Origin of the sequence: Allokutzneria multivorans (assembly GCF_039537405.1) — a bacterium.
GTDB lineage: Bacteria > Actinomycetota > Actinomycetes > Mycobacteriales > Pseudonocardiaceae > Allokutzneria > Allokutzneria multivorans.
In genome coordinates, this window is record NZ_BAABAL010000005.1 from 370,676 (window position 1) to 391,686 (window position 21,011).

19 protein-coding genes and 1 riboswitch are annotated in these 21,011 nt (G+C 70.1%); of the genes, 9 read left to right on the plus strand and 10 right to left on the minus strand.

The window, feature by feature from the left end; all coding sequences use genetic code 11:
• Nucleotides 1-3 precede the first annotated feature (3 nt).
• The 8 genes from ABD798_RS05720 to ABD798_RS05755 form a co-directional block, all read right to left on the minus strand.
• Nucleotides 4-858: a carbohydrate ABC transporter permease gene (locus tag ABD798_RS05720; protein WP_344871445.1), complete on the minus strand. Its 855-nt coding sequence runs from the start codon at nucleotides 856-858 to the stop codon at nucleotides 4-6.
• Nucleotides 855-1,796 carry a carbohydrate ABC transporter permease gene (locus ABD798_RS05725; protein WP_344872886.1) on the minus strand — a complete coding sequence of 314 codons (942 nt, stop codon included), beginning with the start codon at nucleotides 1,794-1,796 and terminating at the stop codon, nucleotides 855-857. The genes ABD798_RS05720 and ABD798_RS05725 overlap by 4 nt, the downstream gene beginning before the upstream one ends.
• 24 nt (nucleotides 1,797-1,820) lie before the next feature.
• Complete coding sequence (locus tag ABD798_RS05730) at nucleotides 1,821-3,110, minus strand: extracellular solute-binding protein (RefSeq protein WP_344871446.1); 1,290 nt, start codon at nucleotides 3,108-3,110, stop codon at nucleotides 1,821-1,823.
• A 145-nt stretch (nucleotides 3,111-3,255) separates the two neighbouring features.
• Nucleotides 3,256-3,933: a copper homeostasis protein CutC gene (locus tag ABD798_RS05735; protein ID WP_344871447.1), complete on the minus strand. Its 678-nt coding sequence runs from the start codon at nucleotides 3,931-3,933 to the stop codon at nucleotides 3,256-3,258.
• 711 nt (nucleotides 3,934-4,644) lie between these two features.
• Nucleotides 4,645-6,267: a chaperonin GroEL gene (groL, locus tag ABD798_RS05740; protein WP_344871448.1), complete on the minus strand. Its 1,623-nt coding sequence runs from the start codon at nucleotides 6,265-6,267 to the stop codon at nucleotides 4,645-4,647.
• 160 nt (nucleotides 6,268-6,427) lie between these two features.
• Nucleotides 6,428-7,735 carry a protein kinase domain-containing protein gene (locus ABD798_RS05745; protein WP_344871449.1) on the minus strand — a complete coding sequence of 436 codons (1,308 nt, stop codon included), beginning with the start codon at nucleotides 7,733-7,735 and terminating at the stop codon, nucleotides 6,428-6,430.
• A gap of 81 nt (nucleotides 7,736-7,816) precedes the next feature.
• Nucleotides 7,817-8,023, minus strand: coding sequence for a cold-shock protein (locus tag ABD798_RS05750; RefSeq protein ID WP_344871450.1), 207 nt, complete (start codon nucleotides 8,021-8,023; stop codon nucleotides 7,817-7,819).
• 102 nt (nucleotides 8,024-8,125) lie between these two features.
• Nucleotides 8,126-8,812 carry a TIGR00266 family protein gene (locus ABD798_RS05755; protein ID WP_344871451.1) on the minus strand — a complete coding sequence of 229 codons (687 nt, stop codon included), beginning with the start codon at nucleotides 8,810-8,812 and terminating at the stop codon, nucleotides 8,126-8,128.
• 64 nt (nucleotides 8,813-8,876) lie between these two features.
• On the opposite strand from ABD798_RS05755, the gene moeA reads away from it, so the two are divergent.
• From moeA to ABD798_RS05785, 6 genes are all read left to right on the plus strand, one after another.
• Nucleotides 8,877-10,091 carry a molybdopterin molybdotransferase MoeA gene (gene moeA, locus ABD798_RS05760; protein WP_344871452.1) on the plus strand — a complete coding sequence of 405 codons (1,215 nt, stop codon included), beginning with the start codon at nucleotides 8,877-8,879 and terminating at the stop codon, nucleotides 10,089-10,091.
• Nucleotides 10,092-10,221: 130 nt separating this feature from the next.
• On the plus strand, nucleotides 10,222-12,162 hold the full coding sequence (locus ABD798_RS05765) for a M48 family metallopeptidase (protein ID WP_344871453.1): 1,941 nt from the start codon (nucleotides 10,222-10,224) through the stop codon (nucleotides 12,160-12,162).
• Between the two features lie 4 nt (nucleotides 12,163-12,166).
• Entirely contained in the window at nucleotides 12,167-12,430 is a 264-nt protein-coding gene (locus ABD798_RS05770) for a GlsB/YeaQ/YmgE family stress response membrane protein (RefSeq protein ID WP_344871454.1), read from the plus strand.
• A 75-nt stretch (nucleotides 12,431-12,505) separates the two neighbouring features.
• Complete coding sequence (locus tag ABD798_RS05775) at nucleotides 12,506-13,216, plus strand: phosphatidylserine decarboxylase (RefSeq protein ID WP_344871455.1); 711 nt, start codon at nucleotides 12,506-12,508, stop codon at nucleotides 13,214-13,216.
• The gene (gene pssA, locus ABD798_RS05780) at nucleotides 13,217-14,158 is read left to right on the plus strand and encodes a CDP-diacylglycerol--serine O-phosphatidyltransferase (protein WP_344871456.1); all 942 of its coding nucleotides are present in this window, start codon (nucleotides 13,217-13,219) and stop codon (nucleotides 14,156-14,158) included.
• A gap of 191 nt (nucleotides 14,159-14,349) precedes the next feature.
• Nucleotides 14,350-16,548, plus strand: coding sequence for an AAA family ATPase (locus ABD798_RS05785; protein ID WP_344871457.1), 2,199 nt, complete (start codon nucleotides 14,350-14,352; stop codon nucleotides 16,546-16,548).
• Nucleotides 16,549-16,596: 48 nt separating this feature from the next.
• On the opposite strand, the gene ABD798_RS05790 is transcribed toward ABD798_RS05785, so the two are convergent.
• Together ABD798_RS05790 and ABD798_RS05795 are read right to left on the minus strand one after the other, a co-directional pair.
• Entirely contained in the window at nucleotides 16,597-17,220 is a 624-nt protein-coding gene (locus ABD798_RS05790; protein WP_344871458.1) for a LytR C-terminal domain-containing protein, read from the minus strand.
• Nucleotides 17,221-17,248: 28 nt separating this feature from the next.
• On the minus strand, nucleotides 17,249-17,563 hold the full coding sequence (locus ABD798_RS05795) for a DUF3263 domain-containing protein (protein ID WP_344871459.1): 315 nt from the start codon (nucleotides 17,561-17,563) through the stop codon (nucleotides 17,249-17,251).
• A 132-nt stretch (nucleotides 17,564-17,695) separates the two neighbouring features.
• Here ABD798_RS05795 and ABD798_RS05800 point away from each other — a divergent pair, with 132 nt between their 5' ends.
• The 3 genes from ABD798_RS05800 to thiD all read left to right on the plus strand — a co-directional run bounded on the left by ABD798_RS05800 (nucleotide 17,696) and on the right by thiD (nucleotide 20,969).
• A complete protein-coding gene (locus ABD798_RS05800) occupies nucleotides 17,696-18,268 on the plus strand; it encodes a peptide deformylase (RefSeq protein ID WP_344871460.1) in 573 nt (190 codons plus the stop codon).
• A 74-nt stretch (nucleotides 18,269-18,342) separates the two neighbouring features.
• A riboswitch (TPP riboswitch) is annotated at nucleotides 18,343-18,469 on the plus strand.
• Nucleotides 18,460-20,106, plus strand: coding sequence for a phosphomethylpyrimidine synthase ThiC (gene thiC / locus ABD798_RS05805; protein ID WP_344871461.1), 1,647 nt, complete (start codon nucleotides 18,460-18,462; stop codon nucleotides 20,104-20,106). Its footprint overlaps the riboswitch before it by 10 nt.
• Entirely contained in the window at nucleotides 20,103-20,969 is an 867-nt protein-coding gene (thiD, locus tag ABD798_RS05810) for a bifunctional hydroxymethylpyrimidine kinase/phosphomethylpyrimidine kinase (protein ID WP_344871462.1), read from the plus strand. The genes thiC and thiD overlap by 4 nt, the downstream gene beginning before the upstream one ends.
• Nucleotides 20,970-21,011 lie beyond the last annotated feature (42 nt).

Here is a 21,011-nt window from a genome sequence, read left to right on the forward strand (position 1 = left end):
CGCTCACCCCTTCACGGCCCCGGCGAGGCCGGAGACCAGTCGTCGTTGCACGAGCACGAAGAAGATCAGCACCGGGATCGTCATCAGCGTGGAGCCCGCCATGATCGCGCCCCAGTCGTTCTGGTCCGGCCGGAAGAACGTCAGGATGCCCAGCGGCAGCGTCTGCTGCTCCGACGCGGAGATGATGAAGGTCTTGGCGAACAGGAAGTCGTTCCAGGCGTGGATGAACGACAGCACGCTCGTCGCGACCAGGCCCGGAGCCACCAACGGGAAGAGCACCTGCCAGGTGAACCGGAAGCGGCTGGCGCCGTCGAGGGTGGCGGCCTCCTCCAGCTCCACCGGCACCGCCGCGACGAACCCGCGCAGCATCCAGATCGCGAACGGCAGCCCGAAGGCCAAGTGCACCAGCACGAGCGAACCGAGGTGGTTCAACCCGAACGCCGGCGCCACGTCCCCGACGGACTTCATCACGAAGAACAGCGGGATGGTCAGCGCCTCGACCGGGGCCATCTGCGCGACGAGCAGCATCACCAGCAGCACCGTGCGGCCGCGGAAGCGGAACCTGGTCAACGCGATCGCGGCGAGGAAAGCGCACAGCAGCGCGAAGAACACCACGATCAGCGCGACCACGACGCTGTTGAGGAAGTAGCGCCCGAAGTTCTGCACGTCGAGCACCCGGCGGAAGCTGTCCAGCGTCGGGGCGAGCGTCCACGGCCGAGGGGACGTGGAGAGCACCTCGCCCTCGGGCTTGAGCGCGGTCAGCACCATCCAGTACAGCGGGAACGCGACCACGATCGCGATCAGCACGGTCACGATCTCCGCGACCGTCCTGTGCGGACGTTTGACGGCGAGTTTCACAGCGGCTCCCCCGACCGGCGCAGCGCGCGCAGGTACACCAGCGTCACGGCCAGCAGCAGCACCGTCATCACGACGCCGATCGCCGAGCCCATGCCGTACTCGGAGGCGGCGAACGCCTTCTGGTAGGCGTAGACGTTGAGCACCAGGTTGTTGCCCGCGACTCCACCGCCGCCGGTCATCACGTAGATCTGGGTGAAGAGCTTGAAGTCCCAGATGATCGACTGGATGGTCACGATCACCAGCAGCGGTCGCAGCAGCGGCAGGATCACGGTCCGCACCGTGCGCGCGGTCGAGGCGCCGTCGAGCGAGGCCGCCTCCAGGATCTCCTTCGGGATCGCGATGATGCCCGCGTACAGCGTGACCATCACGAACGGGAACGAGCACCAGATCACCTGTGCGGCAACGAGCCCGAAGGCGACGAACTTGTCGTAGGTCCACGAGTAGTTGGCCATGCCGTCGAACCCGAGTCCGACCAGCACCTCGTTGACCAGGCCGAAGTCGGTGTCGAAGAGGAACATCCAGACCGTCGAGCCCGCGACCGCCGGAGTCGCCCACGCGCCGAGCGCCGCGAGGAACAGGATCATTCTCGGCACGGCGCGCACCCGGGACGCGAGCACCGCCAGCGCTCCGCCGACGGCCAGCGTGCCGATCACGCAGACCGCCGCGAACCCCACGGTCTGCGTGAGCACGGTCCAGAACTGCGGGTCACCGAACAGTTTCTGGTAGTTGCCGAGGCCGAGGAACTCCAACGGAGCCCCGCCGCTCGCCTGCTCCTGGCCGTAGTCGAAGAGCGAGATCAGGACGAGTTGGTAGAGCGGGTAGCCGAGCAGGCCGCCCAGGATCAGCAGGGTGGGCGTGAGGTACCTCGCCGCTGCCCACCCGTCGCCACGTCGTTTCCCTTGCCGCGCAGGCACATCGTGCACCGGCTCGGCCACCATGACCTGGTGTGTCATCGCGACCGCCTAGGAGGTGAAGGCCGAGTTCATCAGCTGCGCCGCCGCTGAGCTCGCCTGGTCGATCGGCTGCGCGCCGGTGATCACTTGCTGGATCATGTTGGGCAGCACCGCCTGCGCGTCGATCTTGGCCCAGGCCGGGGTCGCCGGGACGAACCGCGTTCCTGCCTCCGAGGTGGTGATGAACGGCTTCACGAACGGGTCGTTGGCGCCGAGGGTGCGCTGGAGGTCGGAGAAGGTCGGCAGGTTTCCCATGGCCCGGTACAGCTTCTCCTGGTACTGCTTGCCGCCCAGCAGCTGCATGAAGTCCTTGGCCAGGGTGCGCCGCTGCGTCGACTTCAGCACGCCGAGCAGGTTGCCACCGGCGAACGCGGGCGCCACCGAGCCCGCCGCGGTGCCCGGCAGCGGGACCACGGCGTACTTGCCCTTCGCCGCACCGGCTTCCACGGCCTGGCGGTTGAAGTTGCCGCCGATGGTCATCGCGGCCTTGCCGGAGACGAACTGCTGCACGCTCGCGTCGCCGCCGTTCTGCGCGCACTGCGCGGGCGGGCAGATGTCGTCCTTGAGCAGCTCGGTGTAGCGGGCGATCCCGGCACGAGCGGCCGAACTGTCCACAGTGGAGGACCACTTTCCGTTGTCCTGCCTGGCGATCTCGCCGCCCGCCGCCCAGACGAAGGGCAGCATCGCGTAGGTGTACTTGCCGCCGACCGAGATGCCGTACAGCTCCGGCTTCGCCTGCCTGATCCGACGCGCGAGCGGGGCGATCTCCTCGATCGTCTTCGGCGGCTGCACACCGAGCTCGGCGAACACGTCGGTGCGGTAGTACAGCGCGCGCAGCCCGACGAACCACGGAACGCCGTAGACCTTGCCGTCCACCTTGCCCGTCTCCAGCACCGACGGGTCGAGGTCCTTGCCCTCCGGCCAGGCGGAGACGTCGGCGGTCACATCGGTGAAGCCACCGGAAGCCACGTAGCCCGCGAGGTCGGTGTTGCCGAACTCCGCGACGTCCGGCGAGCTCTTCGCGTCGCTGAACGCGGCCTTGAACCGTTCGGCCCGCGAGGCGATCTGGATGTACTGGACGTCGACCTTGACCCCGGCGTTGCGCGCCTCGAACTCCTTGACCGCCTCGGCGACCACCGCTTCCTTGGGCGCGCGGTTGACCTCGTCGAAGAGCCAGACGCGCAGCGTGCCGGACTTCTCGTCCGTGCCGCTGGACTGCGAGGCCGACTGCACCGGGGCGCAGCCCGAGAGCGCGAGCGTGCCCAGCGCGCCGATCACCAGAAGCCGCCTCAGCCTCATCTTCCGACCTCCGTTGCATATCGTGCAACTACTGTTTCACAATGGGCAATGGATCGGATGCTAAGTGGTCTGAACCAGCGCGACAAGAGACGACGAGGGGCACCTTCCACGCGGGAAGGTGCCCCTCGATGAACAAACGCGCTGGTCAGGCCGTATCGTGAAGCCCTCCGTGACACAACTGTGCCCATTCGCGAACTGACTTCGCGTCCACCGCTCCCGCCCAGCCCCGGGGCCGGACAGCGCTGCCGACGTGGAACCCGCGCACTCCGGCCGCCTTGAGCGGCGCCACGTGCTCGCGCTGGAGACCACCACCGACGAGCAGGCTCAACGGGTCCTGCCGGAGCGCCAGTTCGCGCAGCATCGACATGCCGTGCTCGACCCCCTTCGGGGCGCCCGAGGCGAGCACCGTGTCCGCGCCGAGGTTCTCCACCTCGGCCCACGAGAGCAACGGGTCGGCCGAGTTGTCCAGCGCGCGGTGGAAGGTCCAGCGGCAGCCGTCCAGTTCCCCGACCAGTTCGCGGCAGGCATCGAGATCGAGGTTGCCGTCCTGGCGGAGGAAGCCGAGCACGAACTCCGTCGCCCCCGCCGCGCGCAGCTCCGCCGCGCTCTTGCGCAGGCCCGCGAGATCCGCCGGGCGGTAGCCGTCCTGGTCGCGGAGCATGACGCGCACCGGCAGCGTCGTCGCCGCGAGCACCGCCCTGGTCACCTCGACATCGGGGGTGAGCCCGCCCGCCGACATGTCGGAGACGAGTTCGAGCCGGTCTGCGCCACCGGCCTGAGCGGCCTCGGCGTCCGTGGGGTCCAGCGCGATGACTTCCAGCATGGAGCCATGCTAGTGGTCTAGACCTTTTCGGCGGCAGGGCCACTCGACCCATTCGCGCACCCAATGCGGCATTGGTTACGTCTGACGAAACAAATGCCACATTGGGTACGTCCGGCGCCTGGGCGTTTCGGTCGACGTTGGGCCGAGGTTTGGTGCGGTTGAAGACCGTTTCGGCGGGGGTTCGGTGTGCTTGAAGACCGGCGAACCACCCTGGCGGAGTGCTACGAGGGACGGAAGCACCGCGCGGAAACGGAGGGCACCAGGAGGCGGAGGAGGCGGTGCGAGGAACGGGATGCCGCCGGGACGGAGTCCTGCGGAACGGAGTGCGGTGGCGAGCGGACGGTTCGCATGGCTGAGGCGAAGGCTCGGCGTGGCGGGCGTGGCGGGTTTGGTGCGGTTGAAGACCGTTTCGGCGGGGGTTCGGTGTACTTGAAGACCGGCGAACCACCCTGGCGGAGTGCTGCGAGGGGGAGGGGCGCGAGGGCGGGCGGTGGGGTGCGGGCGGGCGGTGGCGAACGTGGTGCTGGCCTCTGCGTGGGCGTGACGCCAATGCCGCGTTTGGTGCGTTGAGGTCCCTGAATGAGTCATTGAGGGAGCTCAAGTACCTCAATGAGTCATTCAGGGGGAAAGCGGGGGAAAGGGAAGGGGCCCGGTCCTGGTGGACCGGGCCCCTTCGGGTGCTGCGGGTACTGCTGGGTGGTGCGGGGTGGATCAGAAGTCCATGCCACCGGCGTCCGGGGCGGCCGGAGCGGCGCCGGCCTTCTCGGGCTTCTCGGCGACGACGGCCTCGGTGGTCAGGAACAGACCAGCGATGGACGCGGCGTTCTGCAGCGCGGAGCGGGTGACCTTGGCCGGGTCGATGATGCCCGCGGCCACGAGGTCCTTGTACTCGTTGGTGGAGGCGTCGAGGCCCTCGCCGGACTTGAGGCCCTTGACCTTCTCCACGACAACGCCGCCCTCGAGGCCGGCGTTGACCGCGATCTGCTTCAGCGGGGCCTCGACCGCGACCTTGACGATGTTGGCGCCAGTGGCCTCGTCGCCGGTCAGGGTCAGGCTGCTGAACGCCTCGGTCGCGGCCTGGAGCAGACCAACGCCACCACCGGCGACGATGCCCTCCTCGACGGCGGCCTTGGCGTTGCGCACCGCGTCCTCGATGCGGTGCTTGCGCTCCTTGAGCTCGACCTCGGTGGCCGCGCCCGCCTTGATGACGGCGACGCCACCGGCCAGCTTGGCCAGGCGCTCCTGCAGCTTCTCGCGGTCGTAGTCGGAGTCCGACTTCTCGATCTCCGCGCGGATCTGGTTGACCCGGCCCTGGATCGCCTCGGCGTCGCCGGAGCCCTCCACGATCGTGGTCTCGTCCTTGGTGATGACGACCTTGCGGGCGGAGCCGAGCAGCGCGATGTCGGCGCTGTCGAGCTTGAGGCCGACGTCCTCGGAGATGACCTGGCCACCGGTCAGGATCGCCATGTCCTGCAGCATCGCCTTGCGGCGGTCGCCGAAGCCGGGCGCCTTGACGGCGACGGACTTGAAGGTGCCGCGGATCTTGTTGACCACCAGGGTCGCCAGGGCCTCGCCCTCGACGTCCTCGGAGATGATCACGAGGGGCTTGCCGGTCTGCATGACCTTCTCCAGCAGCGGGAGCAGGTCCTTGACCGAGGAGATCTTGGAGCCGTACAGCAGGATGTACGGGTCCTCGAGAACGGCCTCCATGCGCTCGGAGTCGGTCACGAAGTAGCCCGAGGTGTAGCCCTTGTCGAAGCGCATGCCCTCGGTGAGCTCCAGCTCGAGCCCGAGGGTGTTGCTCTCCTCGACGGTGATGACACCTTCCTTGCCGACCTTGTCCATCGCCTCGGCGATCAGCTCGCCGATGGTGGAGTCAGCAGCGGAAATCGAGGCCGTGGCAGCGATCTGCTCCTTGGTCTCGACCTCCTTGGCGTTCTTCAACAGCTGCTCGGCAACAGCCTCGGTCGCCTTCTCGATACCGCGCTTCAGCGCGATCGGGTTGGCGCCGGCGGCGACGTTGCGAAGACCCTCACGCACCAGAGCCTGGGCGAGAACGGTCGCGGTGGTGGTGCCATCACCAGCGACATCATCGGTCTTCTTGGCAACTTCCTTGACGAGCTCGGCCCCGATCTTCTCCCACGGGTCCTCGAGCTCGATCTCCTTGGCGATGGAGACACCGTCGTTGGTGATCGTGGGAGCGCCCCACTTCTTCTCCAGCACGACGTTGCGGCCCTTGGGCCCGAGCGTCACCTTGACGGCGTCAGCGAGGGTGTTCATGCCCCGCTCAAGGCCGCGACGGGCTTCCTCGTCAAACGCGATCATCTTGGCCATTGCGGCGTAGTCCTCCGGTGCATGGATGACACGATGCTCGGCCAGGCTCGGTGCCCGCGACGGACGCCCGGTTCTTCCCGGACTCACCGTCCCGACCTCTTAGCACTCACCGGTAGCGAGTGCTAATGCAGGTTTAGCACTCGGAGGGGGCGAGTGCAAGCTAGCGCGTGACCGTCGGCACCTTGGTCGGCAGACCGCGCGAGACGCTCGGGGTCGGTGGGATCGGGTTCTCGGTGCTCTCGCCGCCGCCTCCGTTGACGATCAGCACCACCACGAGCACCAGCACCGCGACCGCGACGACGGCGAGCACCGGGATCACCCAGCGGGCCAGGCCGGAGCCGCTGTTCTTGCCGAAGGCGGTCGTCCCCGCCGGCATCGGCGGGCGCAGCCGCATCGGTTCCCCGTTGGCCGGGGGCAGCGGCTGCTGCTGGTAGCCCTGCTGCGGAACCGGGCGGTGCTGCTGGGCCTGCTGCGGGGGCTGGGCGTAGTTCTGGTGCTGCGGGTGCTGGTGCTGCGGCATCGGCGGCCTGCTGACCATGCCCTGCGGAGCCGGAGCCGGAGCCGGAGCGGGCTGGGGCTGCTGAACGGGCTGGGCCTGCGGCGGCGGGCGGTAGGCGGGCGGGGTGCTCGGCTGGGGCACGTTCGCCAGCGCCTTGGTCGCGGCGGCGATCAGCTCGCGGCAGTTCGCGTAGCGCTTGCCGGACTCCTTGGCCATGCCCCTGCGGATGACCTCGTCGATGGCGGGCGGCAGCTGCACGAGCGAGCTGACCGCGGGCGCCTCCTTGCCGAGGTGGCCCTGGATGACCTCGGGCACCTTGCCCTGGAACGGCGGGCGGCCGGTGAGGCAGGCGAAGAGCACGCACGCCAGCGAGTACGCGTCGGTGCGCGGGTCGACCGGCTCCCCGCGCAGGTGCTCGGGCGCGGCGTAGGTCGGCGAGCCGAGGAAGTCGCCGCCCCTGGTGCGGTGGCCGGTGGCGCCGCGCCGGGTGAGCCCGAAGTCGGCGAGGTAGACGTGCTCGCTCGCGGACTCCTGGTTGGTGACCAGCATGTTGGCGGGCTTGATGTCCAGGTGGACCAGGCCCCTGCCGTGCAGCATGTCCAGCGCGTCGGCCACCTGGCCGATCAGCCGCAGGGTGCGCTCGGGGGAGATCGGGCCGTCCTTGATCAGACTGGCCAGGTCCGAGCCGTCGACGAAGCGCATCGCGATGTAGAGCAGCCCGTCGACCTCGCCGAAGTCGTAGAGCGGCACCACGTGCGAGTGGTCGATGGCCGAGGTGTTGCGCGCCTCGTCGACGAACCGTTCGCGGAACTCGGCGTCGACCGTCAGGTGATCGGCGATCACCTTGAGCGCGACCTTCCTGCCCAGCCGGACGTCGGTGGCGCGGTACATGACACTCATACCGCCTTGGCCGATCACGCCGTCGATGCGGTAATGACCAAGACGGCGTCCGGTGAGGTCCTCCGACACAAACGAGCAGCTTAGGGCTTGTCGTGCCGGGAGGCGGGAGTAACCCCCGAATGTCGCGGTGAAATGTGGGCGGCGGGAGGCCTACGAGGCCTTGCGGACGCCGGCGGCCTGCTTGCGGCCGTCGCGACCGTCTTGCACGTCGAACTCCACGCGCTCCCCCTCGGCGAGGGTGCGGAAGCCGTCCATCTCGATGGCGGAGTAGTGGACGAAGACGTCAGGCCCTCCGTCGGTGGCGATGAAGCCGTAGCCCTTTTCCGCGTTGAACCACTTGACCGTGCCCAGAGCCACCGAATCCTCCTTGGCGCATCCGATGAAGCGCGATCAACGCTACCCGAGCACGCCTCGGAAGTCCGCTACCAAATTGTCACTGGCGATGAGCGGATTCCTTTGCTACAAGCGGTTTCCGCCGCCCGCCGAGTGCAGCGAGGACGCGAGTGTCCTGGGATTTCGGGTCTGTGCCAGCACTTCGCCGGGTCCGGCGAAGTCGAACACGAGCCCCTCGCCCGTCTTGATCGACTGCGGACCGCCCTGCGCCAGAGCGCGCAACCGGGCCTGCACCCCCTCGGAGTAACCGACGAGGTGCCCGGAGTCGACGGTGACCAACTCCCCTGCCTGCAACGTGATCACGTCGAGCGCGCCGAAGCAGGAGAGCACCAGCGAGCCCTGACCGCCCGCGTGCACGAGGAACCCGCTGTCGGCCCCGAACAACGAACGGAAACCCGGCCACACGTTGTCCAACGTGACCGTCGCGGCCGAGGCGAGCCAGCGCGAGCGCGCCAGGCACCAGCCGCCGCTCAGCGAACCGGACAACTCGACAACGTGCAGGTCGCCCGGCAGGTGCGGGGCGACGTCCACCCAGCCGCCCTGCGGCGGTGCCGTGTAGGTGGCCGACGGCAGCGGATCGGCGCCCCAGCCCGCCTTGGTCAGCGCCTTGAGCGCATGGGAGGCGCGCTGTTCCACGACGACGCCGTAGCTGGTCGCCACCATCGCGTCGGGCTCGGAGCGCACGGGCTCGCCAGGGGCGAGGATCAGCCTGGCCACTCCGAAGTTCGGCGTGTGCCTGGTCCGGACCTGCATAAGACCTCCGTACGACGACCCCCGCGTCAGCGCGTCACGCAGTCTGACACGGCAGGATGGCGGAGTGCCGAACACGCCTTCCCTGCGCCCTGTCGCCGAGCACCGCGCCGCCGTCGCCGCGCTGATCCCCAGGACTCCGGTCGAGCTCAGGCCGCTCGCGGACTGCCTCGGCCTGGTGCTCGCGGAGGACCTGACCGCGCGGATCAGCCTGCCGCCGTTCGACAACTCCGCGATGGACGGCTACGCGGTGCTGGCGGCCGACATCGCCTCCGCGAGCCCGGGATCGCCGGTGGTGCTGCCGGTGGCCGAGGACGTTCCGGCCGGGCGCACGGACTCCCCCGCCCTGGCCCCCGGCACCGCGCACCGGATCATGACCGGCGCCGCGCTCCCGCCCGGCGCGGACGCGATCGTGCAGGTGGAGCTGACCGACGGCGGTGTCGAGCGCGTCGCGGTGCACCAGCCCAAGGAGCCGGGGATGCACATCCGGCGCGCGGGCGAGGACGTGCGCGCGGGAGCGAAGGTGCTCGGCGCGGGGACCCGGCTCGGTGCGGCGGAGCTGGGCCTGGCGGCGGCGATCGGCGCGGGTGAGCTGGCGGTGCACCGGCCGCCGAGGGTGCTGGTGCTGTCCACCGGCTCGGAGCTGGTCGAACCCGGGAAACCGTTGCTGCACGGGCAGATCTACGAGTCCAACGGGGTGATGCTGGCGGCGGCGGTCGAGCAGGCCGGATGCTCCGCCGAGCTGCTGCGCTTCGTTCCCGACGACGTCGCCGAGTTCCACGCGGCGCTCGCCCCCCATCTGTCCACTGTGGACCTGGTACTGACCTCGGGCGGGGTCAGCGCGGGCGCCTACGAGGTGGTCAAGGACGCGTTCTCCGGTCAGGGCGTGGAGTTCGTCAAGGTCGCGATGCAGCCGGGGATGCCGCAGGGTGCGGGGGTGTACCGGGGCGTTCCGGTGATCACGCTGCCCGGCAACCCGGTCAGCTCGATGGTGTCCTTCGAGGTCTTCGTGCGCCCGGCACTGCGCGCGGCGGCCGGTGACACCGCCCCCGACCGGCCGACGCGGCGGGCCAGGCTGACCGAGCCGCTGCGCTCCGCCCCTGGCAAGCGGCAGTACCGGCGCGGCCTCCACGACGCCGACGCGGGCACGGTGTCGGTGGTCGGCGGACCGGGCTCGCACCTGCTGTCGGCGCTCTCCACGTCGAACTGTCTGATGGAGATCGGCGAGAGCGACACCGAGCTCGTCGAAGGGGCCGAGGTCACGGTGCTGCTGACGCGTTGATCTTCAGGTCACTTGAGCTGGCGTTTTGGCCAGCAGGGCGGCGACTTGCGCAAACTCACCGCGGCACCGCAGACTCACGCGCTGCTCACAACTGGGGGTGAGCGGAACACGTCATCGCGGAGGAAACACCGTGCGCGGATCTTTCCGGGCCTTCGTCGCCGTCGTGCTGTTGATCGCCTTCCCGTTCCTGGTGATCGGGATCGGGGTCGGCGGCATCCTGCTGGCCACCACGGCAAGCGGACGAGCGGCCGCCTACCTGTTCGTACTCGGCATCGGCGTCCTGATCACCTTCGGTATCGCGCTGGTCAGCGCGTTGCGCACGCGGGTGGAGCCGCCGAGCGGACCGCGGCTGAGCAGGCAGGAGCAGCCCACGCTGTGGGCCTGCGTGGACGAGCTCGCCGAGCAGGTCCAGACCCGCGCGCCCGACGAGATCATCCTGATCCCGGACGTGAACGCGGCGGTCTCCGAGGACTCGCGGATGCTGGGCCTGCGCGCGGGCAAGCGCTACATGATGATCGGTCTGCCGCTGCTGGCAGGGATGAGCGTGGACGAGCTGCGCTCGGTGCTCGCGCATGAGCTCGGTCACTACAGCGGCGGCCACACGCGGCTGCTGGCGATCACCTATCGCGGCACCGAGACCCTCCAGCGCACCGTGGAACGGCTGGACGGCGGTCCGGCCCGGTTCCTGCTGAACAACTACGCGAAGCTCTACATGCTCGTGGCCAGCTCGGCGAACCGGCAGCAGGAGCTGGAGGCGGACCAGGCGATGGTGCGCACCTCCGGGCAGGCCGTCGCGATCGCGGCGCTGCGCAAGCTGCCGACGCTGAGCCACACCTGGGACGCGTACTCCAGTCGCTACCTCCCGCTCGCCGGGATGGCGCGGCGCACGCCCGACCTGCTGCTGGGCTACCGCGCGTTCCTGTTGCACCCCAACCAGAAGGAGTGGGTGGAGCGGGCGGAGGAGCAGCTGCTGGACGCCGAGTCCAGCTCGCTCTTCGACAGCCACCCACCGATCCGCCAGCGCATCGCGGTGATCGCGAACCAGGCCGACCGCCCTGCGCCCGGGGACACCAGGCCCGCGTGGTCGCTGCTCAACGACCCGCAGAACAGCGTCCCCGCCGTCGAGGGCTCGATGCTCAAGGAGGGCCTCGGCCCGCGTGCGCAGTGGGCGGAGATCGTCCGGCTCGCCGGGGCGACGTCGGCAGAGCGCGGCGCGGGCATGCTGGCCAAGGCCGCCCTGGACAGCCAGGTGGCGCCGCGCGGCATTCTCGGCGACATCCTCCACGCGATCGGCCGGGGCGAGGTCGAGCAGCTGGTCAAGCCGTTGCTGAAGCCGAACATCCCGTTCGAGGAGCTGGCCGGGGCGTGCCGGTCGGTGGCCACCGAGCTGCTCGGCGACGTGGTGGTGGCCGCGCTGGTGGCGCAGGGCCGCGTGCGGCACGAGCTGAACTGGGGCGGCGGCTGGGTGGTGCGCCTGCTCGACGACGGCTCCGAGTTCGACGCCGAGGAGCTGGTGGCGCCCGCCGTGAACGACCCGGCCAAGGTCGGCGAGCTGTGGGACCAGCTGGTGCGGATGAACGTCCCGCTGGGCTTCGTGCGCTGGCCGAGCGAGCAGGACCCGCAGATCGGCGGCGAACCCCAGCTCACCCACGCCTTCGGGACGCAGGTGACCGTCGGCCGCAACACCTGGCACGACCTGCTCGTCTACGACACGGGTCTGCTGCTGTTCAAGCTGCGGTTCCGGACCGTGCTCAAGGAGCAGTCCGCCGATCGCGTCGGCGCGGGCCACGGCATCCGCCGCAAGCGGCTCACCCCGCTCGTGGAGGCCTCCGCCGCGGCGAACCGCCAGCTGCCCAACGCCAGGTGGATCGGCGCGGAGGACATCGTCGGCGGCACCAACAAGAGCTTCCTCACCGGCGGCGGCAAGATCGGGCTGGACCTCGCCGACGGCAGCAGGCTGGAGCTGCGCAGCGCCTCCGACGAGGCCTACGAGGCGCTGGTCGGTTTCGTGCTGGAGGTGCTCCAGTCGCGCGGCGTCCCCGCGCAGGAGGGCGCTGCACCCGTAGGCTGACCACGTGGGCTTCTTCTCGTGGATCATCTTCGGCGCTCTTGCCGGCTGGGCGGCAAACCTGATCGTCGGCGGGCGCGACCGGCGTCCGCTCGGCTGCCTGTTCAGCATCGTCGTCGGGATCGTCGGCGCGGCGCTCGGCGGGCTCGTCTACAAGCTCGCGACCGGCGAGAAGTGGGACTTCGAGTTCAGCTTCGGCAGCTTCGGGGTGGCGGCGCTCGGCGCGGTGCTGCTGCTGGTGATCGTGCGGCTGGTGCAGTCCCGCAGATAGCCCGGTGGGTCGCTGGCGTACCGTGAAGTGTCCATTTTGCTCTCTTCACGGCCAAGGATCACGGATCACCTGACGATGACCGCGGAAGAACGTTCGGGCCCGCTCGCGCACCTTGTCGAACTCGCGCGCAGCACGGTTCCCCCCATGCACCCCGCCGGCCGCCCCTTCGTGCTCGGCGCGGCCGTTGCCACCTTCCTGATCAGGCGGTTCTCCCGCAGGGCAGGCGTGATCGGGATGGTGGTGACCGCCTGGTGCGCCTGGTTCTTCCGGGAGCCCAAGCGCGTCACGCCGACTCGCCCCGGCCTGGTGGTCTCGGCGGCCGACGGCACGGTGTCCACGGTCGGCCCCGCCGTCCCGCCCGCCGAGCTCGGCCTCGGCGAGGAGCCGGTGCCCAGGGTCAGCGTGTTCCTGTCGATCTTCGACGTGCACGTGCAGCGGATGCCCGCGTCCGGTGCGGTCGCGAAGGTCTCCTACCGGCCGGGCAAGTTCCTCTCCGCCGACCTGGACAAGGCCAGCGAGGACAACGAGCGCAACAGCCTGCTGCTGCGCACCACCGACGGCCACGACATCGCCGTGGTGCAGATCGCCGGGCTCATCGCCCGCCGGATCGTGTGCTTCGTCGAGGAGGGCCAGCAGATCGCCGCCGGGCACACCTACGGCCTGATCCGCTTCGGCTCCCGCGTGGACGTCTACCTGCCGAAGGGCAGCAGGGTCCTGGTGGAGCCCGGCCAGAAGACCATCGGCGGGGAGACCGTGCTCGGTCTGCTGCCCGGCGCGGAGTTCTAGGTGGACGCCCGCACCGCCCCGGGGGTGCGGCTGCTGCCGAACGCGATCACCATCCTGGCGCTGTGCTCCGGGCTCTCGGCGATCCAGTTCACGCTGAACAAGGAGTACAGCGCGGCGGTGCTGGCGATCGGCGTCGCCGCGGTGCTGGACGGCCTCGACGGCCGCCTGGCGCGGATGCTCGACGCCACCAGCAAGATCGGCGCCGAGCTGGACTCGCTGTGCGACGGCATCTCCTTCGGCGTCGTGCCCGCGATCGTGCTGTTCATCTGGGGTTGGGACGGCGAGCGCACCGGCTGGCTGGTGGCGCTGGTGTACGCGGTGTGCATGGTGTTGCGGCTGGCGCGGTTCAACACGCTGCTCGACGACACCGAACAGCCGTCGTTCACCAAGGAGTTCTTCGTCGGCGTCCCGGCTCCGGCCGGGGCGATCCTGGCGCTGCTGCCGATGGTGGTCTCGCTCGGCCTGGAGTCCGAGGGCTGGTGGTCCTCCAAGCCGGTGCTGCTGGTGTGGACCCTGCTGGTGGCGATGCTGCTGATCAGCCGGATCCCCACGCTGTCGCTGAAGAAGCTGCGCATCCCGGCCAAGGCGATCGCGCCGGTCCTGCTGATCATCGGGATCGCCGGGGCCGCGCTGCTGACCTACCCCTTCCTGATGCTCGCCGTGGTCGTCGTGTTCTACCTGGGCCACATCCCGTACGCGGTGTACCGCTACTACTGGCTCTCGCGGCACCCCGAGGCGTGGGACGTGGAGCCCGCCGAGCGCAGGGCGATCCGGCGGCGCAGCACCCGCAGGCTCGGCATCCGGCCGCCGCTGCGGCGCCGGGTGGCGGGGGCGGCGATCCGCCTGCGCCGCATCCCCCGCCGCAACGGCACGCCGGGCCCCGGCCCGGTCGCCCGCACCAGCTGGCGCCGTCTCGGCCTCCGCCGCAACCGCCGCGACTGAGATCCCACCGCTTCGCCGCTTCACCCTGAACGACCCGTTCGGTGCGCTCAACGCACTGAACGGGTCGTTTGGTGCGTTGGGAGCCCTGAACGGGTCATTCAGGTACTTGAGCGCGCTGAATGACTCATTGAGGTACTTGAGGGTCCCGAATGAGTCATTCAGGGCGCACCTCGGCGGCTAGGGTCTGAGGCGTGATCACGCTGACCATCCGGTTGTCCCCGTCCGCTCTGGACACGCGCCGCGGTGTCGTCCGGCTGCACCCTGAAGTGCTGGACGCGCTGGGGTTGCGGGCCTGGGACGCGGTGCGGCTGACCGGGACGCGGGAGACCGCCGCGCTGGCCGCGGCCTCGGACGGGTCGCACTCCCCCGGCTTCATCTACGTCGACGACATCACGATGTCCAACCTCGGCCTCACCGAGGACTCGGAGGTCGTCGTCGCGCCGGTCGAGGTGTCCACGGCGCGGTCGGTGACGGTGGCGGGCTCGCGCCTGGCCTCGGCCTCGCTGACCCCGGAGACGTTGCGGTTGGCGTTGATGGGCAAGGTGCTCACGGTCGGCGACGCGGTGTCGTTGCTGCCGCAGGACCTCGCGCCGCCGCCGGGCTCGGACGTGAGCACCGCGCGCCGCAAGCTGTCGCTGGCGATCGGCATGACGTGGACCAACGAACTGCTCACCGTGACCGGCATCGAGCCGCCCGGCGTGGTCGCCGTGCAGCCCGCGACGGTGGTCGGCTGGCGCGGCGGCGAGCGCACGGCCGCTCTCCCGCCTGCGGCCACCACCCCTGCCCCAGCTCCCCAGGGGGCTGAGCCCGCGTTGGCGTTGCCGGACCTGGTGGGCGCCAAGGACGCGGTGCGGCGGCTGAGCGAGTGGTTCGACCTGGCGTTCCGACGGCCGGAGTTGTTGGCGCAGCTCGGCGCGGAGTCCCGGCTCGGCGTCCTGGTGTCCGGGCCGTCCGGGGTCGGCAAGGCCACCCTGGTGCGCTCGGTCGCCGCGGCGGTGGAGGCCGAGGTCGTGGAGCTCGTCGCGCCCAGCGCCGCCGCGCTCGAACCGGCCACCGCCTCGCAGCGCACGCACGACGCGATCAACTCCGCGGTCGCGGCGGCGCGCGGCGGCACCGCCTGCGTGTTGTTGATCTCCGACGTGGAAGCTTTGGTACCGGCCAACAATCCGCCTCCACTGTCCACTGTGGTCCTTGATGCGCTGCTCGCGGCGATCGACACCCCGAAGCTCGCGGTCGTCGCGACCACCTCGGCGGCGGAGTCGGTGCACCCCAAGCTCCGCAGCCCCGAGCTGATCGACCGCGAGCTGAGCCTGCCGTTGCCGGACGGCTCCGTGCGCGCGGAGCTGCTGCGCGTGCTGCTGCGCGACGCCCCGCTGGAGGACGGCATCGACCTGACCGCCGTCGCGGACCGCACTCCGGGCTTCGTCGCGGCGGACCTGGTGGCGCTGCGGCGGGAAGCAGCGGTGCGCGCGGCCTTGCGGCAGCGGGATTCCGAGGAGCCGCGCATCGGCCAGGAGGACCTGATCGGCGCGCTGGAGACGGTGCGCCCGATCTCGATGTCCACTTCGGACAACCTGGCCACCGGCGGCCTCACCCTGGACGACGTCGGCGACATGACCGAGGTGAAGCAGTCGCTGACCGAGGCAGTGCTGTGGCCGTTGCAGTACCCGGATTCCTTTGCGCGCCTTGGGGTCAAGCCTCCGCGCGGGGTGCTGCTCTACGGCCCGCCCGGCTGCGGCAAGACGTTCCTGGTGCGCGCGCTCGCGGGGACCGGGCGGCTGAACGTGCTGTCGGTGAAGGGCGCGGAGCTGCTCGACAAGTGGGTAGGCGAGTCCGAGCGCGCGGTGCGCGAACTGTTCCGCAGGGCGGCCGAGGCGTCTCCGGCGATGCTGTTCCTGGACGAGGTGGACGCGCTCGCGCCGCGCCGGGGCCAGTCGTCGGACTCCGGCGTCGGTGACCGGGTCGTGGCCGCGCTGCTGACCGAAATGGACGGTGTGGAGCCGCTGAACGACGTCGTCGTGGTCGGCGCGACCAACCGCCCCGAGCTGATCGACCCGGCGCTGCTGCGGCCCGGCAGGCTGGAGCGCCTGGTCTACGTGCCGCCGCCGGACGCCGACGCGCGCACGGAGATCCTGAAGTCGGCGGCCAAGCACACGCCGCTCGGCGAGGACGTGGATCTGGCGGGGCTGGCCGCAGAGCTGGAGGGCTACTCGGCGGCCGACTGCGCCGCGTTGATCCGCGAGGCCGCGCTCACCGCGATGCGCGAATCACTGTCGGCGGCGGAGGTCGGGCTCAAACACCTCAACCACGCCCGCGAGACCGTGCGCCCGTCGCTGGACCCCGCGCAGCTCGCGGCCTTGGAGGCGTACGCGTCCTCGCAACGCCCCTGACGCGCCGAACCGCCCCCGACGACAACCGGGGGCGGTTCGGCTTGAGAACTACTTGGCGCTGGCGGCGTTCTTGTAGTCCTTCGTCACGATCACTATCACGCCCGGCTTCGCGTCCTTGATGCCTTCGAAGCGCGGTTCGACGCGCATGCCGAACTCGCCCGCGAGGGTCCGCGCCGTGGTCTCCTCGTCGGTGCCCGACGTGAAGTACACCGTCGACGTGTAGATCACGCCGTGCGGGTAGTTGTCCACCTGCTCGACCGTCCACCCGGCTTCACGGATGTCCTGCGCGGCGCGGTCGGCGAGCTTGGGGATGGTGCTGTTGTTGTAGACCCTGATCCCGGTCCTCGGCTTGCCCGGAGTGCCACCGCCACCTCCGCCACCCGCGCTGCTCGGCGGGGTCGCGGTCGTGGTGGGCGGGGTCGTCGTGGCCGGGGGTGGCACGGTCGTGGTCACCTGCGGCGCGGGCTCCGACGTCGGCGGCGCGGGCGGCGGGGGGCTGCCCGGAGCCGGTTCGGTCGTCGTTGTCTGCTGCTGCCCGAGCTGGTCCGTCGGCGTGTCCCCACCGAACAGGGAGAAGACGCCGAAGGCCAGCGCGACCGCGGCGACCCCGAGCGCCACGACCCCGGCCACCCACAGGGGGCGGGGCGCGCTTGGCGGCTCGACGGAACTCATCTCGGCTGCCTCCAGATCGTGGCGGTCGTCATCGCGGGTCGAGGCCGAGGCGGCGGGCGGTGCGGACCCGCTGGCGCCCGGTGCGCAACCGGCGCAGCCTGCGCACCAGCATCGGGTCGGCGGCCAGCGCCTCCTGCTTCTCGATCAAGGCGTTGAGCAGCTGGTAGTACCGGGTCGCCGACATGTCGAACAGCTCCCGGATGGCCTGTTCCTTCGCGCCCGCGTACTTCCACCACTGGCGCTCGAAGGCGAGGATCTCCTGCTCGGTGCTGTTGAGGCCGCCGGTACCCGGCGCGGACGAGGTCCGGTGCTCACCCTGGGCCCTCACCTCGGCGGCGTCCATCCCGCTCCTCGAAGTCACAGAAGAATCACAGGAGTGTGATTTCCAACTAGTTCTATTACATCACGAGGCACCGACACAGGCTCGGGCACAACCCGGCGCGTCACGGGGAGCGGCGCTACTAGGGTTCCGGGCATGGCCATTCACGCGATCCGGATCGCGGGCGACCCGGTGCTGCACAACCCGACGCGCCCCGTCGAGACCTTCGACGACGAGCTCCGCACCCTCATCGACGACATGTACGAGACGATGGACGCGGCCAACGGCGTCGGCCTCGCCGCCAACCAGATCGGCGTCGACCTGCGGCTGTTCGTCTACGACTGCCCCGACGACGAGGGCGCCCGGCACCGCGGCGTCGTGGTGAACCCGGTGCTGGAGACCTCCGAGCGGCCGGAGACCATGCCCGACCCGGAGGACGACTGGGAAGGCTGCCTGTCCGCCCCCGGCGAGTCCTTCCCCACCGGAAGGGCCACCTGGTCCAAGGTCACCGGCTTCGACGGCGACGGCAAGCCCGTCGAGGTCGAGGCGACCGGTTTCCTCGCCAGGTGCCTCCAGCACGAGACCGACCACCTCGACGGCTTCCTCTACCTGCACCGCCTCGTCGGCAGGTACGCCAAGGAGTCCAAGCGGATGCTCAAGCGCAACGGCTGGGGCGTGCCCGGGCTGTCCTGGATGCCGGGCGAGGTCGAGGACCCGTTCGGCCACTGAAGCACTGAGCCGGTCGGGTCCAACGACTTGGCAGTGGGCCGGGCCTGTGGTTAGCCTCGGGCCCGGAACAACTTCACATCGAACGCGGGAGCTCGCACCGAAGCGGGCTGAGAGGGCGGCTGGGCAACGATCCCGGCGCCGCCGACCGCCTGAACCTGTACCGGATAATGCCGGCGTAGGGAGGATTCGCCATGACGGCCTTTGCCGACAGTTCCGTCGCGCCCAGCGTGACCACCGGCCCGATCACGGGCTCGCGCAAGGTCTACACCGATTCCCCTGGTGGACTGCGGATTCCGCGGCGCAGGGTGGAGCTGACCAACGGTGAGCACCTCGACCTCTACGACACCTCGGGCCCGTACACCGACTCCGAGGCCACCATCGATGTCCACAGTGGACTGCCGAGGCTGCGCGAGGGCTGGGGGCTGGAACCGGTCGGCGGCGCGGTTTCCCAGCTGGCGTACGCGAAAGCGGGGATCGTCACCCGCGAGATGGAGTTCATCGCCGCGCGCGAGGGCGTCGACGTGGAGCTGGTGCGGCACGAGGTGGCCATCGGCAGGGCGGTGATCCCGGCCAACCGCCGCCACCCGGAGACCGAACCGATGATCATCGGCAAGAAGTTCCTCGTGAAGATCAACGGGAACCTGGGCAACTCCGCGGTGACCTCCTCGGTCGCCGAGGAGGTCGAGAAGATGGTGTGGGCCACCAGGTGGGGCGCCGACACGATCATGGACCTGTCCACCGGCAAGCGGATCCACGAGACGCGCGAGTGGATCCTGCGCAACTCCCCCGTTCCCGTCGGCACCGTGCCGATCTACCAGGCGCTGGAGAAGGTCGACGGCGATCCGGCGAAGCTGTCCTGGGAGGTCTACCGGGACACCGTGATCGAGCAGTGCGAGCAGGGCGTGGACTACATGACCGTGCACGCGGGCGTGCTGCTGCGCTACGTGCCGCTGACCGCGCGCCGGGTGACCGGGATCGTCTCGCGCGGCGGCTCGATCATGGCGGCGTGGTGCCTGGCGCACCACAGGGAGAGCTTCCTGTACACGCACTTCGAGGAGCTGTGCCAGATCCTGCGCGCCTACGACGTGACGTTCTCCCTCGGCGACGGGCTGCGCCCGGGCTCCATCGCCGACGCCAACGACGCGGCTCAGTTCGCTGAGCTGCGCACGCTCGGCGAGCTGACGCACATCGCCCGCGCGCACGACGTGCAGGTGATGATCGAGGGCCCCGGGCACGTGCCGATGGACAAGATCGCGGAGAACGTGCGGCTGGAGGAGGAGCTGTGCGGTGAGGCGCCGTTCTACACGCTCGGCCCGCTCGCGACCGACATCGCGCCCGCCTACGACCACATCACCTCGGCCATCGGCGCGGCGCAGATCGCCTGGCACGGCACGGCGATGCTCTGCTACGTCACGCCGAAGGAGCACCTCGGCCTGCCCAACCGCGACGACGTGAAGGCGGGCGTGATCGCCTACAAGATCGCCGCGCACTCCGCCGACCTGGCCAAGGGCCACCCCAGGGCGCAGGAGCGCGACAACGCGTTGTCCAGGGCGCGCTTCGAGTTCCGGTGGGAGGACCAGTTCAACCTCTCGCTCGACCCGGACACCGCGCGGTCCTTCCACGACGAGACCCTGCCCGCGGCTCCGGCGAAGACCGCGCACTTCTGCTCGATGTGCGGGCCGAAGTTCTGCTCCATGAAGATCACCCAGGACGTCCGCAGGTACGCCGAGGAGCGCGGACTGTCCACTGTGGAGGCTATCGAGGCGGGGATGCAGGAGAAGTCCGAGGAGTTCGACGAGCAGGGCGGCAAGGTGTACCTGCCGGTGGTGAACCCGTGAACGCCCTCCCCGGCCGCGCGCTCAGCTCGGACGGCACGTGGGAGACACCGCCGTGCGCGCTGACGATCGCGGGCTCGGACTCCGCGGGCGGCGCGGGCATGCACGCCGACATCCGCGCGTTCCTGACCTGCGGCGTGCACGGGATGACCGCCGTCACCGCCGTCACCGTGCAGAACTCGTTGGGGGTCAAGGACTTCGTCGAGATCCCGGCCGAGGTCGTCGCCGCCCAGATCGAGGCGGTGGCCAGTGACATCGGCGTGGACGCGGCGAAGACCGGCATGCTGGCCTCGGCTGCGATCATCGACGCGGTGGCCAAGGTGTGCCACAAGGTCGGCATCGGCCGCGCGGGCGTCGCGCCCTTCGTCGTCGACCCGGTCGCGGCGTCGATGCACGGCGACCCGCTGCTGCACGACGACGCGCTGAACGCCTTGCGGGACTTGCTCTTCCCCATGGCCACGCTGGTCACGCCGAACTTGGACGAGGTGCGCCTGCTGACCGGCGTCGAGGTGAGCACGCGCGCCCAGCTCGCCGACGCGGCGCGGGCGGTGCACGCACTCGGTCCACAGTGGACACTCATCAAGAGCGGCCACCTCACCGAGGACCCGGAGTGCGTCGACCTGCTCTTCGACGGCACCGAGTTCTACGAGCTGCCGGGCGCGCGCTACGACACCCCGCACACCCACGGCGGCGGTGACACCATGGCTTCGGCGATCACGGCGGCGCTGGCCAGGGGCGCGCCGATGCTGGAGGCGGTGCGCTTCGGCAAGCGGTTCGTGCAGCGGGCGGTCGCGCACTCCTACCCGCTCGGCGCGGGCGTCGGCCCGGTCTCGGCGTTCTGGCGGGTGTCCACAACACCCGTGTGATGCACTCGAACGGCCTAGCGCGCCGAGCCCGATGGCAGGGTA

Bases quoted from the DNA above. Each gene is read 5' to 3' on its own strand.
- ABD798_RS05725 (WP_344872886.1), bottom strand. From the start codon at position 1,796: ATGGTGGCCGAGCCGGTGCACGATGTGCCTGCGCGGCAAGGGAAACGA.
- ABD798_RS05730 (WP_344871446.1), bottom strand. From the start codon at position 3,110: ATGAGGCTGAGGCGGCTTCTGGTGATCGGCGCGCTGGGCACGCTCGCG.
- ABD798_RS05735 (WP_344871447.1), bottom strand. From the start codon at position 3,933: ATGCTGGAAGTCATCGCGCTGGACCCCACGGACGCCGAGGCCGCTCAG.
- groL (WP_344871448.1), bottom strand. From the start codon at position 6,267: ATGGCCAAGATGATCGCGTTTGACGAGGAAGCCCGTCGCGGCCTTGAG.
- ABD798_RS05755 (WP_344871451.1), bottom strand. From the start codon at position 8,812: ATGCAGGTCCGGACCAGGCACACGCCGAACTTCGGAGTGGCCAGGCTG.
- ABD798_RS05775 (WP_344871455.1), top strand. From the start codon at position 12,506: ATGACCGCGGAAGAACGTTCGGGCCCGCTCGCGCACCTTGTCGAACTC.
- ABD798_RS05790 (WP_344871458.1), bottom strand. From the start codon at position 17,220: ATGAGTTCCGTCGAGCCGCCAAGCGCGCCCCGCCCCCTGTGGGTGGCC.
- ABD798_RS05795 (WP_344871459.1), bottom strand. From the start codon at position 17,563: ATGGACGCCGCCGAGGTGAGGGCCCAGGGTGAGCACCGGACCTCGTCC.
- ABD798_RS05800 (WP_344871460.1), top strand. From the start codon at position 17,696: ATGGCCATTCACGCGATCCGGATCGCGGGCGACCCGGTGCTGCACAAC.
- thiC (WP_344871461.1), top strand. From the start codon at position 18,460: ATGACGGCCTTTGCCGACAGTTCCGTCGCGCCCAGCGTGACCACCGGC.